The organism is Streptomyces sp. CB01201, assembly GCF_002803085.1.
GTDB classification, from domain to species: Bacteria; Actinomycetota; Actinomycetes; order Streptomycetales; family Streptomycetaceae; genus Streptomyces; species Streptomyces hundungensis.
Window position 1 is genome coordinate 110,846 of record NZ_NNBJ01000011.1, and the last position, 12,739, is coordinate 123,584.

At 71.6% G+C, this 12,739-nt stretch carries 11 protein-coding genes; 8 read left to right on the plus strand and 3 right to left on the minus strand.

Annotation, left to right across the window (positions count from 1 at the left end):
* Positions 1 to 367 precede the first annotated feature (367 nt).
* Together CG740_RS22360 and hmgA are read right to left on the minus strand one after the other, a co-directional pair.
* The gene (locus CG740_RS22360) at positions 368 to 1,123 is read right to left on the minus strand and encodes a GntR family transcriptional regulator (protein ID WP_100577011.1); all 756 of its coding nucleotides are present in this window, start codon (positions 1,121 to 1,123) and stop codon (positions 368 to 370) included.
* Between the two features lie 43 nt (positions 1,124 to 1,166).
* Entirely contained in the window at positions 1,167 to 2,501 is a 1,335-nt protein-coding gene (hmgA, locus tag CG740_RS22365; protein WP_100577012.1) for a homogentisate 1,2-dioxygenase, read from the minus strand.
* 102 nt (positions 2,502 to 2,603) lie between these two features.
* Here hmgA and CG740_RS22370 point away from each other — a divergent pair, with 102 nt between their 5' ends.
* From CG740_RS22370 to CG740_RS22390, 5 genes are all read left to right on the plus strand, one after another.
* Positions 2,604 to 3,224, plus strand: coding sequence for a TetR/AcrR family transcriptional regulator (locus CG740_RS22370; RefSeq protein ID WP_100577013.1), 621 nt, complete (start codon positions 2,604 to 2,606; stop codon positions 3,222 to 3,224).
* A gap of 78 nt (positions 3,225 to 3,302) precedes the next feature.
* Positions 3,303 to 5,528, plus strand: coding sequence for a molybdopterin oxidoreductase family protein (locus tag CG740_RS22375; protein WP_100577014.1), 2,226 nt, complete (start codon positions 3,303 to 3,305; stop codon positions 5,526 to 5,528).
* A gap of 122 nt (positions 5,529 to 5,650) precedes the next feature.
* Positions 5,651 to 7,033 (plus strand): CitMHS family transporter, encoded by a 1,383-nt coding sequence (locus CG740_RS22380; protein WP_100577015.1) that lies wholly within the window; start codon positions 5,651 to 5,653, stop codon positions 7,031 to 7,033.
* Between the two features lie 91 nt (positions 7,034 to 7,124).
* Entirely contained in the window at positions 7,125 to 8,519 is a 1,395-nt protein-coding gene (locus tag CG740_RS22385) for an aldehyde dehydrogenase family protein (protein ID WP_100577016.1), read from the plus strand.
* A 47-nt stretch (positions 8,520 to 8,566) separates the two neighbouring features.
* Positions 8,567 to 9,646, plus strand: a complete 1,080-nt coding sequence (locus CG740_RS22390; protein ID WP_100577017.1) for a Zn-dependent alcohol dehydrogenase — start codon at positions 8,567 to 8,569, stop codon at positions 9,644 to 9,646.
* 65 nt (positions 9,647 to 9,711) lie between these two features.
* Here CG740_RS22390 and CG740_RS22395 read toward each other — a convergent pair whose 3' ends face one another.
* Positions 9,712 to 10,362 carry a TetR/AcrR family transcriptional regulator gene (locus CG740_RS22395; protein ID WP_234376455.1) on the minus strand — a complete coding sequence of 217 codons (651 nt, stop codon included), beginning with the start codon at positions 10,360 to 10,362 and terminating at the stop codon, positions 9,712 to 9,714.
* Positions 10,363 to 10,419: 57 nt separating this feature from the next.
* Between CG740_RS22395 and CG740_RS22400 the strand changes: the two genes are divergently transcribed.
* The 3 genes from CG740_RS22400 (at position 10,420) to CG740_RS22410 (ending at position 12,714) form a co-directional block, all read left to right on the plus strand.
* Entirely contained in the window at positions 10,420 to 11,571 is a 1,152-nt protein-coding gene (locus tag CG740_RS22400) for an acyl-CoA dehydrogenase family protein (RefSeq protein WP_100577019.1), read from the plus strand.
* 104 nt (positions 11,572 to 11,675) lie between these two features.
* Entirely contained in the window at positions 11,676 to 11,963 is a 288-nt protein-coding gene (locus CG740_RS22405) for a YiaA/YiaB family inner membrane protein (protein ID WP_100577020.1), read from the plus strand.
* A gap of 115 nt (positions 11,964 to 12,078) precedes the next feature.
* Entirely contained in the window at positions 12,079 to 12,714 is a 636-nt protein-coding gene (locus CG740_RS22410; RefSeq protein WP_100577021.1) for a TetR/AcrR family transcriptional regulator, read from the plus strand.
* Positions 12,715 to 12,739 lie beyond the last annotated feature (25 nt).

Sequence of the window (12,739 nt, forward strand, 5' to 3'; positions counted from 1 at the left end):
AGTGAGAACGCTCAGCGGGCTACGACCGTCACCGAGAAGCTCCGACCGTTTCCAGAGGCCTCGACCGTCACCGGGAAGCCCCGGCGTTCACCGGGAAGCCCCGGCGTTCACCGGGAAGCCCCGGCGTTCACCGGGAAGCCTCGGCGTTCGCCGGGAAGCCTCGGCGTTCGCCGGGAAGCCTCGGCGTTCGCCGGGAAGCCTCGGCGTTCGCCGGGAAGCCTCGGCGTTCGCCGGGAAGCCTCGGCGTTCACCGGGAAGCCTCGGCGTTCACCGGGAAGCCTCGGCCTTCGCCGGGAAGCCTCGGCCTTCGCCGGGAAGCCTCGGCCTTGGCCGGGAAGCCTCGGCCTTCGCCGAGAAGCCTCGGCCGTCACCGAGAGGCCTCGACCGTCACCGAGAACGAGAAGCGGTCGCCCCGGTAGTGGATGCGGGCCACGTCGACGACCCGGCCCTCCCCGTCGTAGGTGACGCCCGTGTAGTGCAGGATCGGGGAGAGCAGCGGGACCCGCAGCAGGTCCGCGGTGACCGGATCGGCGAGCCGGGCCTCCACGGTGTCCGTGATGCGCGCGATGTCCACCCCGACCGCGTCCCGCAGCACCTTCGTCATAGGCCAGCGCGTGAGGTCGTTGAGGTCGATCGCGGCGGCGACCTCCGAACGCACCGCGTTGTACGCCCAGTTGGTCGGCTCACCGCTCTCGTCGTCGCACCGCAGCCGCCGGTACGCCACCACCTCGGCGCTGCCCGGGAAGTACTCGGCGAGATCGCCGGGCACCGGCTCCGGGCCATGGCCCAGGATCGTGGTGCGCTCGCCCGACTGCTGCGCCACGATCGCGTCGATCGAGCCGAGCAGCCGGACCGGAGAGGCCCGCCGGGCGGCCGGCTCGATGAACGTGCCGCGCCGCCGGTGCCTGCTGATCAGGCCCTCCTCCTCCAGCTCCTTGAGTGCCTGACGCATCGTCAACACGCTCACCCCGTAATGCGCGGCGAGCTGCTCCTCGGTGGGCAGCCGCAGCGAGGCATCGGGGGAGCGGCCCAGTATCGAGGCGCGCAGCGACTGGGACACCTGGTACCAGAGCGGCAGCTTCCGGTTCAGGACCAGGGAGTCGGGAGCGAAGGAGGAGGTCACAGGGATTCCGTATCAGGTGGTGCTCAGGAGCGGAAGGGTCGCTTCAGGAGCGGAAGTGGCGCTGAAGACCCTGCCACACGTCGTCGTAACCCCGCTGGAGATGGTCGGCGTTCGCCGCCTGCTCGGTGGCGGTGACCGGCCAGCGCGTCTCGAACATGAAGGCCAGGCCGTCGTCGATCTTCTGCGGCTTCAGCTCGGCGGCGCTCGCCCGGTCGAAGGTCTCCCGGTCCGGCCCGTGCGCCGACATCATGTTGTGCAGCGAGCCGCCGCCGGGCACGAAGCCCCCTTCTCCGGCGGTCTTGGCGTCGTATGCGCCTTCGATCAGGCCCATGTACTCGCTCATCACATTGCGGTGGAAGTAGGGCGGGCGGAACGTGTCCTCGCCGACCAGCCAGCGCGGCGCGAACACCACGAAGTCGACCCCGGCCAGGCCCGGGGTGTCGGACGGCGAGGTGAGCACCGTGAAGATCGAGGGGTCGGGGTGGTCGTAGCTGATGCTGCCGATCACATTGAAGGTGCGCAGGTCGTAGACGTACGGCGTGTGGCTGCCGTGCCAGGCGACGACATCGAGCGGCGAGTGGTCGTAGGTCGCGGTCCAGAGGTTGCCGCAGAACTTGTTGACCACCTCGACCGGGCCCTCGACGTCCTCGTACGCGGCGAGCGGGGCCCGGAAGTCCCGTGCGTTGGCGAGGCCGTTGGCGCCGATCGGGCCGAGCTCGGGCAGCTCGAAGGGGCGGCCGTAGTTCTCGCAGACATAACCGCGGGCGCTCGCGTCGAGCAGTTCGACCCGGAAGCGCACGCCGCGCGGGATCAGGGCGACCTCGCCGGGGCGGGCGGCGAGCAGGCCCAGTTCGGTACGCAGGAGCAGTCCGCCGTGCTCGGGCACGATCAGGAGTTCGCCGTCGGCGTTGCTGAACACCCTCGATTCCATCGAGGAGTTGGCGTGGTAGAGGTGCACGGCCATGCCGGTGCGCTGCGTGGCGTCGCCGTTGCCGCCCAGCGTCCACAGGCCCGCCAGCCAGTCGGTGCCGGACGGGGGCTCGGGCAGCGGGTTCCAGCGCAGCCGGTTGGGGTCGGGGACGGACTCGGTGAAGGGGGCCGAGCGGAGGCGGCCGTTGTCGGTACGGGTGAACGGCGGGTGCGCGGCCGATGGCCGGATCCGGTACAGCCAGGAGCGGCGGTTGCTCGCGCGCGGCTCGGTGAAGGCGGAGCCGCTCAGCTGTTCCGCGTACAGGCCGAGGGGGGCGCGCTGGGGTGCGTTGCGGCCGTGCGGGAGAGCGCCGGGGACGGCCTCCGAGCTGTGCTCATTGCCGAAACCGCGGGAGTGGCCGAGGCCCTCCGCGATCTTTACCGCGCCGTCGCCGGTAGGTGTCGTCATCGTGCGCTCTCCTGCTCCCGTGCCGGAATCCTATGGTCAACCGTAGGATTACGATGCGGTCGCGTCAACGGGAAAACCGGCCGGGCGGGAGATGATGGACGGGTGTCTCCTGCTCCTGATCTCCACGCGAACCTCCGCCGGGCGCCCGTGCAGCAGCGCAGCGCCGAGCGGCTCTCCCGGATACTCGACGCCTGTGCCGAACTCCTCGACGAAACCGGCTACGAAGACCTCTCCACGCGGGCCGTCGCCCAGCGCGCCGGGGTGCCGATCGGCTCGGTCTACCGCTTCTTCGGCAACAAGCGGGCCATGGCCGAGGCGCTCGCGGCCCGCAATCTCGACCGCTACGCCGGGATGATCAACGCTCGCCTCGAAGCGATCGAGGCGGCCGACTGGCGCGGGGCCGTCGACGCGGTCCTGGACGAATACCTCGTCCTGAAGCAGACCGTGCCCGGTTTCAACCTGGTCGACTTCGGCGGCCCCCAGCCGGTGCCCGACCCGGACGCGGACGCCAACCACCTGCTGGCCGCCCGCCTCGCCGAACTGCTCCCGGCCCAGTTCGGCCGCACCCTGGACGCGGAGCTGCGCCGGGTGATCCTGGTCGCGGTGGAGGCGGCCGACGCCACGCTGCGCCTCGCCTTCCGCACCGACCCGCAGGGCGACCCGAAGATCGTCGAGGAGACCCGGCAGCTGCTCCACGCCTATCTCGCCCGCACCCTGGACTGACCCCGGCCGGGACCTCCCGGACATGCCTACCGGTCGGTATGCTCCAGGGGCTCGCGCGCCGTCGCCCCGGGAGGACGAATGTCCCGCACCGCCCTGCGTATCTGCCCGCTCTGCGAAGCCACCTGCGGGCTGAGCCTCACCGTGGAGGGCGCGCGCGTCACCGGCGCCCGGGGGGACGCCGACGACGTGTTCAGCCAGGGGTTCATCTGCCCCAAGGGCGCCTCGTTCGGGGAGATCGACGCCGACCCCGACCGGCTGACCACGCCCCTCGTGCGCCGCGACGGCACGCTGGTGCCGGCCACGTGGGACGAGGCCTTCGACCTGATAGCGGCCCGACTGCCCGCACTCGTCGAGGAGCACGGGCCGAACGCGGTCGGCGTGGTCCTCGGCAACCCCAATGTGCACACCATGGCCGGCGCCCTCTACCCGCCCGCCCTGCTCGGCGCGCTGCGCACCCGCAACCTGTTCACCGCGAGCACCCTCGACCAGATGCCCAAGCACGTCTCCAGCGGGCTCCTGTTCGGCGACCCGTTCGCCATCCCGGTGCCCGACCTCGACCGCACCGACCACCTGCTGCTGCTCGGCGCCAACCCGCTGGAGTCCAACGGCAGCCTGTGCACGGCCCCGGACTTCCCCGGAAAACTCCGGGCCCTGCGCCGGCGCGGCGGCAGCCTCACCGTCGTCGACCCGCGCCGCACCCGCACCGCGAAGCTCGCCGACCGGCACGTGGCGATCCGGCCCGGCACCGATGCCCTGCTGCTCGCCGCGATCGCCCAGGTGCTCTTCGCGGAGCAGCTCACCGCCCTCGGCGCGCTCGAAGCGCAGGCCGAGGGAGTGGCCGAAGTGGCGCATGCCATAGGGGAGTTCACGCCCGAGACGGTCGGCCCCGTCTGCGATGTGGAGCCGGACGCGATCCGGGACATCGCCCGGGAACTGGCCGCCGCACCCACCGCCGCCGTATACGGCCGGATCGGCAGCTGCACCGTCGAGCACGGCACCCTGGCCAGCTGGCTCGTCGACGTACTCAACGTGCTGACCGGCAACCTCGACCGGCCCGGCGGCGCGCTCTTCCCGCTCTCCGCCACCGACCGGGCACCGCGCCCGGCCGGGCCCGGCAAGGGCTTCTCGCTCGGGCGCTGGCACAGCCGGGTCGGCGGCCACCCCGAGGTGAAGTCCGAACTTCCGCTCGCCGCGCTCGCCGAGGAGATCGAGACGCCGGGCGAGGGGCGGATCCGCGCGCTCATCGCCTCCGCCGCGAACCCGGTGCTCTCCGCGCCCGACGGGGACCGGCTCGACCGGGCGCTCGCCGGGCTCGACTTCATGGTCAGCATCGACCCGTATCTGAACGAGACCTCGCTGCACGCCGATGTCGTGCTGCCCCCGCCGCCGCCCGCGCAGAGCGCCCACTTCGACTTCGCCTTCAACGGCTTCGCGGTCCGCAACCAGGTCCGCTACACCCGGCCCGCCGTGCCGCTCGCCGAGGGGCGCATGGACGAGTGCGAGATCCACGCCCGGCTCGTGCTCGCCGTCAGCGGACTGCACGGCGCCGAACCCGCCGCCGTGGACGCGATGGTCGTCGAGCGCACCCTGGCCAAGGCCGTCGCCGACCCGCACTCACCCGTGCACGGCCGCGACGCGACGGTGCTCGCCGCCCGACTCACCGGCGCCGGCGGCCCCGAGCGCCGCCTGGACCTCATGCTCCGGCTCGGCCCCTACGGCGACGGATTCGGCGCCGACCCCGAGGGCCTCACCCTGGAACGCGTGCTCTCCCACCCCCACGGCATCGACCTGGGCGAGCTGAAGCCGCGCCTGCCGCAGGTGCTGCGCACCCGCACCGGCCGCATCGAACTGCTCCCCGCGCCCGTCGCCGCCGACCTGCCCCGGCTGCGGGCCGCCCTCGACGAACGGCCCGCGGCCCTGGTCCTGGTCGGCCGGCGCCATCTGCGCTCCAACAACAGCTGGCTGCACAACATCCCCGCCCTGAGCGGCGGTTCCAACCGCTGCACCCTCCAGATCCACCCCGAGGACGCGGCAAGGCTCGGCCTCGCCGACGGCGCCGAGGTGCGGATCACGGCGGAGGGAGGAGCGGTCGCGGCCCCCGTGGAGATCACCGACAGCGTGCGCAGGGGCGTGGTCAGCCTGCCGCACGGCTGGGGCCACAGCCGCCCCGGCAGCCGGCTCGCGGTCGCCGTCGACCGGCCGGGAGTCAACGTCAACCAGCTCCTCGACGGCTCGCGGTTCGACCCGCTGTCGGGCACCGCCGTGCTCAACGGCTTCCCCGTCGAACTCGTACCCCTGTCGTGACCTGGAGTTTTGCTCTTATTGCTCAGGTGTCAACATCTTGTTAAGGATGGAAACGGCGACCTAACGTCATCCGCACCGCCGGCCCCCGGCGCCAGTTCAAGGGTGAACGTTAGGTGTTCTGAATGCTGACCATCCTCGGCTTCGGCATGATCGCGACCTTCCTGGTCCTGATCATGCTGAAGAAGATGTCGCCCATCGCGGCGCTGGTTCTGATCCCCGCTCTCTTCTGCGTCTTCGTCGGCAAGGGAGCCCACCTCGGCGACTACGTCATCAAGGGCGTCGGTTCGCTCGCGCCGACCGCCGCGATGCTCATGTTCGCCATCATCTACTTCGGCGTGATGATCGACGTGGGCCTCTTCGACCCGGTCGTGCGCGGCATCCTGCGCTTCTGCAAGGCCGACCCGATGCGGGTCGTCGTCGGCACCGCCGTGCTCGCCGCGATCGTCTCGCTCGACGGCGACGGCTCCACCACCTTCATGATCACCGTCTCCGCGATGTACCCGCTCTACAAGCGGCTCGGCATGAGCCTGGTGGTGATGACCGGAGTCGCCGCGACCGCCAACGGCGTGATGAACACGCTCCCTTGGGGCGGCCCCACCGCCCGCGCGGCGACCGCCCTGAAGCTGGACGCCTCCGACATCTTCGTGCCGATGATCCCCGCGCTCGCGACCGGCCTGGTCGCCGTCCTCGTCCTGTCGTACGTACTCGGCATGCGCGAGCGCAAGCGCGTGGGCTACCTGTCCCTCGACAAGGTCCTGGAGCCGGAGACCGAGACGGTGCTCGTCGGGGCCGGGGGTTCCGGCGAGACCCCGCGCGCCTCGGGCGGCGGCGCCGCAGCGGACGCACCCGAGGGCGACGACGACTTCCCGGGTCTCGACCCCGCACGCGAGACCCTGCGGCCCAGGCTGTACTGGTTCAACGCGCTGCTCACCGTCGCGCTGCTCACCTCCATGATCATGGAGTGGCTCCCGATCCCGGTCCTGTTCCTGATCGGCGCGGCCCTCGCGCTGACCGTGAACTTCCCGCACATCCCGGCCCAGAAGGCCCGGATCGCCGCCCATGCCGACAACGTCGTCAACGTCTCGGGCATGGTCTTCGCGGCCGCCGTCTTCACGGGCGTCCTCAACGGCACCGGCATGGTCAAGCACATGGCGGACTGGCTGGTCGGCGTGGTGCCGGACAGCATGGGCTCGCAGATGGGCCTGGTGACCGGCGTGCTCAGCCTGCCGCTCACCTACTTCATGTCGAACGACGGCTTCTACTTCGGCGTCGTGCCCGTCCTCGCCGAGGCGGGCGCCGCCCACGGTGTCTCCCCGCTGGAGATCGCCCGTGCCTCCCTGGCCGGCCAGGCCCTGCACATGTCCAGCCCGCTGGTTCCGGCCGTGTACGTGCTGGTCGGCATGGCCAAGGTGGAGTTCGGCGACCACACCCGGTTCACCGTGAAATGGGCGGCCCTGACCTGTCTGGTGGTGCTCGGCTCGGGCATTCTGTTCGGCATCATCTGAGCCGGCTCCGCCGGGGGCCCTGGCGCCAGAAAACTAACGGCGCTAGTTTGAGCGGCGGACGACCACGGCGGCACTGCTCGGGAGGATTGTGATGAACGCCCACGACGGCATGTACATCGACGGCGACTGGCGGGCCGCCGCCGGCGGCGACACCATCGCGGTGCTCAACCCGGTCGACGAGCAGGTCATAGGCCACGTCCCGGCAGGCACGTCCGAGGACGTCGACGCCGCGGTACGCGCCGCCCGCGCGGCCCTGCCGGGCTGGGCCGCGACACCGCCCGCCGAGCGCGCGGCCAGGCTCGCGGCCCTGCGTGACCAACTGGTCGCCCGCAAGGACGAGATCGCCGCGACCATCAGCGCCGAACTGGGCGCCCCGCTCCCGTTCGCGCAGGCCGTGCAGACCGGCCTGCCGATCGCGATCGCCGGTTCCTACGCGGAGCTGGCCGCCACCTACTCCTTCGAGGAGAAGGTGGGGAACTCCACGGTCTACCAGGAGCCGGTCGGCGTCGTCGGGGCGATCACGCCCTGGAACTATCCGCTGCACCAGATCGTCAACAAGGTAGCTCCCGCACTGGCGGCGGGCTGCACGGTCGTCCTCAAGCCCGCCGAGGACACGCCCCTGACCGCGCAGCTCTTCGCCGAGGCGGTGCATGAGATCGGCCTGCCCGCAGGGGTGTTCAACCTGGTCACCGGGCTCGGCCCGGTCGCGGGCCAGGCGCTCGCCGAGCACGAGGGGGTCGACCTGGTCTCCTTCACCGGCTCGACGGCCGTCGGCAAGAAGATCGGTGCCACGGCCGGCGCCGCCGTCAAGCGGGTCGCCCTGGAGCTGGGCGGCAAGTCCGCCAACGTCATCCTGCCCTCCGCCGACCTCGCCAAGGCCGTCACCGTGGGCGTCGCGAACGTGATGGGCAACTCCGGCCAGACGTGCAGCGCCTGGACGCGGATGCTGGTCCACACCGACCGCTACGACGAGGCGGTCGAGCTGGCATCGGCCGCCGCGGCCAAGTACACGGTCGGCGACCGCATCGGCCCGCTCGTCAACGCCAAGCAGCTCGCGCGCGTGCGCGGCTACATCGAGAAGGGCGTCCAGGAGGGCGCGCGCGTCGTCGCGGGCGGCGCCGATGCGCCCCTGGAGCAGGGCTACTACGTCTCGCCCACGATCTTCGCGGACGTCACCCCCGAGATGGCCATCGCGCAGGAGGAGATCTTCGGCCCGGTCGTCTCGATCATCCGGTACGAGGACGAGGACGACGCCCTGCGCATCGCGAACGGCACCGTGTACGGATTGGCCGGCGGGGTCTGGGCGGGCGACGACGCGGAGGCCGTGGCCTTCGCCCGCCGCATGGACACCGGCCAGGTCGACATCAACGGCGGACGCTTCAACCCCCTTGCCCCCTTCGGCGGTTACAAGCAGTCGGGGGTCGGCCGCGAGCTCGGCGTGCACGGTCTGACCGAGTACCTCCAGACCAAGTCGCTCCAGTTCTGAGACCCTCTCCGTCCGCCCTCTTCCCCCGCTCAGGAGTCACGCACGCCATGGTTCGCGCCGCCGTACTGCCCGCCGTCGGCTCTCCGCTGGAGATCACCGACATCGATCTGCCCGCGCCGGGCCCCGGCCAGGTGCGGGTCCGCCTGGCCGCCGCCGGGGTCTGCCACTCCGACCTCTCCCTCACCAACGGCACCATGCGGGTCCCGGTCCCGGCCGTCCTCGGCCATGAGGGCGCGGGCACGGTGGTCGCCGTCGGCGAGGGCGTCACCTCCGTCGCGCCCGGCGCCGAGGTCGTCCTCAACTGGGCGCCTTCCTGCGGAAGTTGTCACCCCTGCTCGCTCGGCGAGGTGTGGCTCTGCGTCAACGCGCTGAACGGCGCGGGCTCGGTGTACGCGCGCACCGCCGACGGCACCGAGCTGCACCCGGGCCTGAACGTGGCCGCGTTCGCCGAGGAGACCGTCGTCGCGGAGAACTGCCTGATCCCGCTCCCCGCGGGCATCCCGCTCACCGAGGCCGCGCTGCTCGGCTGCGCGGTGCTCACCGGGTACGGGGCGATCCACCACTCGGCGCAGGTGCGGCCGGGCGAGACGGTCGCGGTGTTCGGCGCGGGCGGCGTCGGCCTGGCCACGCTCCAGGCCGCCCGGATCGCGGGAGCGGGGCAGATCATCGCCGTCGACGTCTCCCCGGACAAGGAGGGACTGGCCCGCGAGGCCGGGGCGACCGACTTCGTGGTCGCGTCGGAGACCACGGCCAAGGACATCCGCAAGCTGACCGGCGGCCAGGGCACGGACGTGGCCGTCGAGTGCGTGGGCCGCGCGGTGACGATCCGTACCGCCTGGGAGTCGACCCGGCGCGGCGGCCGCACCACGGTCGTCGGCATCGGCGGCAAGGACCAGCAGGTCACCTTCAACGCCCTGGAGATCTTCCACTGGGGCCGCACCCTCGCGGGCTGCGTCTACGGCAACTGCGACCCCGCGACCGACGTCCCGGTCCTGGCCGACCACATCCGGGCCGGCCGCCTGGACCTCGACTCACTGGTCTCCGAACGCATCGCCCTGGACGGCATCCCGGCCGCCTTCGACAACATGCTGGCGGGCAAGGGCGGCCGGGCGCTGGTGGTGTTCTAGCCGGGCCCCGGGGCCCGGCCTCCCAGCACCTTCGAGGCCCCTACGGGTAGCGGGGCGGGGCCGTGCTACCCGTCCAGGGCCTCGTACTGGAGGTCGAGCCCGTCGAGCAGCGCCCGAAGGCCCGTCTCGAAGGCCCCCTCGTCGATCTCCTGCTGGCGCTCGGCGAGCAGGTGCGCCTGCCCCAGGTGCGGATAGTCCGCCGGGTCGTACGCCGCCTCGTCGTCCACGAAACCCCGGGCGAACGAACCGAGCGCCGAGCCCATGATGAAGTACCGCATCAGCGCGCCGATCCGGGTCGCCTGGGCCGGCGGCCACCCCGCCGCGACCATCGCGCCGAACACCGCGTCCGCGAGCCGGAGCCCGGCCGGCCGGCGGCCGGGCCCCTGGGCGAGCACCGGCACGATGTTGGGGTGCCGGGTGAGCACCGAGCGATAGGCCAGCGCCCAGTCGTGCAGGGACGTACGCCAGTCGCGCCCGTCATCCGCGTCGAACATCGACAGGTCGACCTGGGCCGAGGTGGCGTCGGCCACGGCCTCCAGGATCTCGTCCTTGGTGCGGAAGTGGTTGTAGAGCGAGGGCCCGCTGACCCCGAGCTCCGCGGCGAGCCGCCGGGTCGAGACCGCCGCGAGGCCCTCCGTGTCCACGAGCGCGCTCGCCGCCGCGACGATGCGGTCGGTGCTCAGGAGGGGCTTGCGCGGTCGGGCCATGCGGCACATAGTAGGGCCTGCCAACCAAAAACTAGCAGTGGTAATTAAATCTGGGGTGCAGCGAACATGAACCTGGAGCTGAGCGAGGAACAGACGGCGGTCCAGCAGCTCGCCGAGGAGTTCGTCGAGCGCGAGATCACCCCACACGTCATCGAGTGGGACCGCGCCGAGGATGTCGACAGGTCGATCGTGAAGAAGCTGGGCGCGCTCGGCTTCCTCGGGCTCACCATCGACGAGGAGTACGGCGGCTCGGGCGGCGACCACCTCGCGTACTGCCTGGTCACCGAGGAGCTGGGTCGTGGCGACTCGTCGGTGCGCGGCATCGTCTCGGTCTCGCTGGGCCTGGTCACCAAGACCATCGCCTACTGGGGCAGCGAGGAGCAGAAGCGCGCCTGGCTGCCCCGGCTCACCTCGGGCGACGCCATCGGCTGCTTCGGCCTCACCGAGCCCGGCACGGGCTCGGACGCGGGCAACCTCGTCACCAGGGCGGTCGCGGACGGCGGCGACTACGTCATCAACGGCACCAAGATGTTCATCACCAACGGCACCTGGGCCGATGTGGTGCTGCTCTTCGCCCGCACCAACGACACCCCGGGCCACCGCGGCGTGTCCGCCTTCCTGGTCCCCACCGACACCCCCGGCCTCACCCGCCGGACCATCCACGGCAAGCTCGGCCTGCGCGGCCAGGCCACCGCGGAGCTGGTCCTGGAGGACGTACGGGTCCCGGCGGCCGCGCTGCTCGGCCCGGAGGGCAAGGGCTTCTCGATCGCGATGTCGGCGCTCGCCAAGGGGCGGATGTCGGTCGCGGCCGGCTGCGTCGGCATCGCCCAGGCCGCCCTGGACGCGGCGGTCCGGTACGCCGGAGAACGCGAGCAGTTCGGCAAGTCCATCGCGCACTACCAGCTCGTCCAGGAGCTGATCAGCGACATCTCGGTGGACGTGGACGCCGCCCGGCTGCTGACCTGGCGGGTCGCCGATCTCATCGACCGGGGCCGGGACTTCGCGACCGCCGCGTCCAAGGCGAAGCTGTTCGCCTCCGAGGCCGCGGTACGGGCCGCCAACAACGCCCTCCAGGTCTTCGGCGGCTACGGGTACATCGACGAGTACCCGGTAGGCAAGCTGCTGCGGGACGCCCGCGTGATGACCCTGTACGAGGGCACGAGCCAGATCCAGAAGCTCATCATCGGCCGTGCGGAGACCGGGATTTCGGCCTTCTGAAGCCGCGGACCGCCCGGATGCGGCACCAGCGCCCCGGCCTTCTGAGTACGTCCTGAGTACGAGAGCGGATGTGGCGCGTGCCACATCCGCTCCATGCTGTCGCCATGAGTGAGACACAGGTCAAGCAGCAGAACACCGCGGCGTACTACGGCCAGGCCGTCGCCGCCTTCGCGATCGCGCTGGTCGCCACCGCGATCGGCATCCTCCGCCTCCAGGCCGACGCCTGGGTCCGCGCCTTCCTCGCGATGGCGGTCCTCTACCTGGTCACCTCCGCCTTCACCCTGGCCAAGGTGATCAGGGACCGCCAGGAGGCCGGCCAGATCGTCAGCCGCGTCGACCAGGCCCGCCTGGAGAAGCTCCTCGCCGAGCACGACCCGTTCCAGAAGCTCTAAGGGCCGGTCCGGCCGGAACCGGACCCGCCGGACAGGCTCTAAGCGCTTGCTCACCTTCGGGGTATGGTGTTCGTCCCGCTGAACACAGAGCGCCGACGGACGGAAGGGGCGAGCGATGGGTACGGCTGACGTGACCGAAGAGACGGCCAACGGCGAGGAAAAGCCCTGGGGCGAAGTCACGCCCGAGGCCGCCAGGAGACTGCTGGTCGCCGCCGTCGAGGCGTTCGCGGAGCGCGGCTACCACGCCACCACGACCCGGGACATCGCGGGCCGGGCCGGCATGAGCCCGGCCGCGCTCTACATCCACTACAAGACCAAGGAAGAACTGCTCCACCGGATCAGCCGGATCGGGCACGACAAGGCCCTGGAGATCCTGCGGTCCGCCGCCGAGGCCGAGGGAAGCGCGGCCGAGCGGCTCTCCGCCGCCGTACGCTCCTTCGTCCGCTGGCACGCGGGGCACCACACGACGGCCCGCGTGGTCCAGTACGAACTCGACGCGCTCGGTGCCGGGCACCGCACCGAGATCGTGGAACTGCGCCGGCAGAGCGACGCCGCGGTGCGCCGCATCCTCAACGAGGGCGTGGCGGCGGGCGAGTTCGACGTCCCGGACGTGCCCGGCACCACGCTCGCCGTGCTCTCCCTCTGCATCGACGTGGCCCGCTGGTTCAACACCGAGGGCCGCCGCACGCCCGACGAGGTCGGCGCGCTCTACGCCGACCTCGTGCTGCGGATGGTGGGGGTCCAGAAGTAGTGGATCCGGCCTCGCAGGCCGAAGC

What these genes read in the sequence shown, in the direction of transcription:
- CG740_RS22405 (WP_100577020.1), top strand. Translation starts at nt 11,676, where the DNA reads ATGAGTGAGACACAGGTCAAGCAGCAGAACACCGCGGCGTACTACGGC.
- CG740_RS22400 (WP_100577019.1), top strand. Translation starts at nt 10,420, where the DNA reads ATGAACCTGGAGCTGAGCGAGGAACAGACGGCGGTCCAGCAGCTCGCC.
- hmgA (WP_100577012.1), bottom strand. Translation starts at nt 2,501, where the DNA reads ATGACGACACCTACCGGCGACGGCGCGGTAAAGATCGCGGAGGGCCTC.
- CG740_RS22385 (WP_100577016.1), top strand. Translation starts at nt 7,125, where the DNA reads ATGAACGCCCACGACGGCATGTACATCGACGGCGACTGGCGGGCCGCC.
- CG740_RS22380 (WP_100577015.1), top strand. Translation starts at nt 5,651, where the DNA reads ATGCTGACCATCCTCGGCTTCGGCATGATCGCGACCTTCCTGGTCCTG.
- CG740_RS22390 (WP_100577017.1), top strand. Translation starts at nt 8,567, where the DNA reads ATGGTTCGCGCCGCCGTACTGCCCGCCGTCGGCTCTCCGCTGGAGATC.
- CG740_RS22375 (WP_100577014.1), top strand. Translation starts at nt 3,303, where the DNA reads ATGTCCCGCACCGCCCTGCGTATCTGCCCGCTCTGCGAAGCCACCTGC.
- CG740_RS22410 (WP_100577021.1), top strand. Translation starts at nt 12,079, where the DNA reads ATGGGTACGGCTGACGTGACCGAAGAGACGGCCAACGGCGAGGAAAAG.
- CG740_RS22395 (WP_234376455.1), bottom strand. Translation starts at nt 10,362, where the DNA reads ATGTGCCGCATGGCCCGACCGCGCAAGCCCCTCCTGAGCACCGACCGC.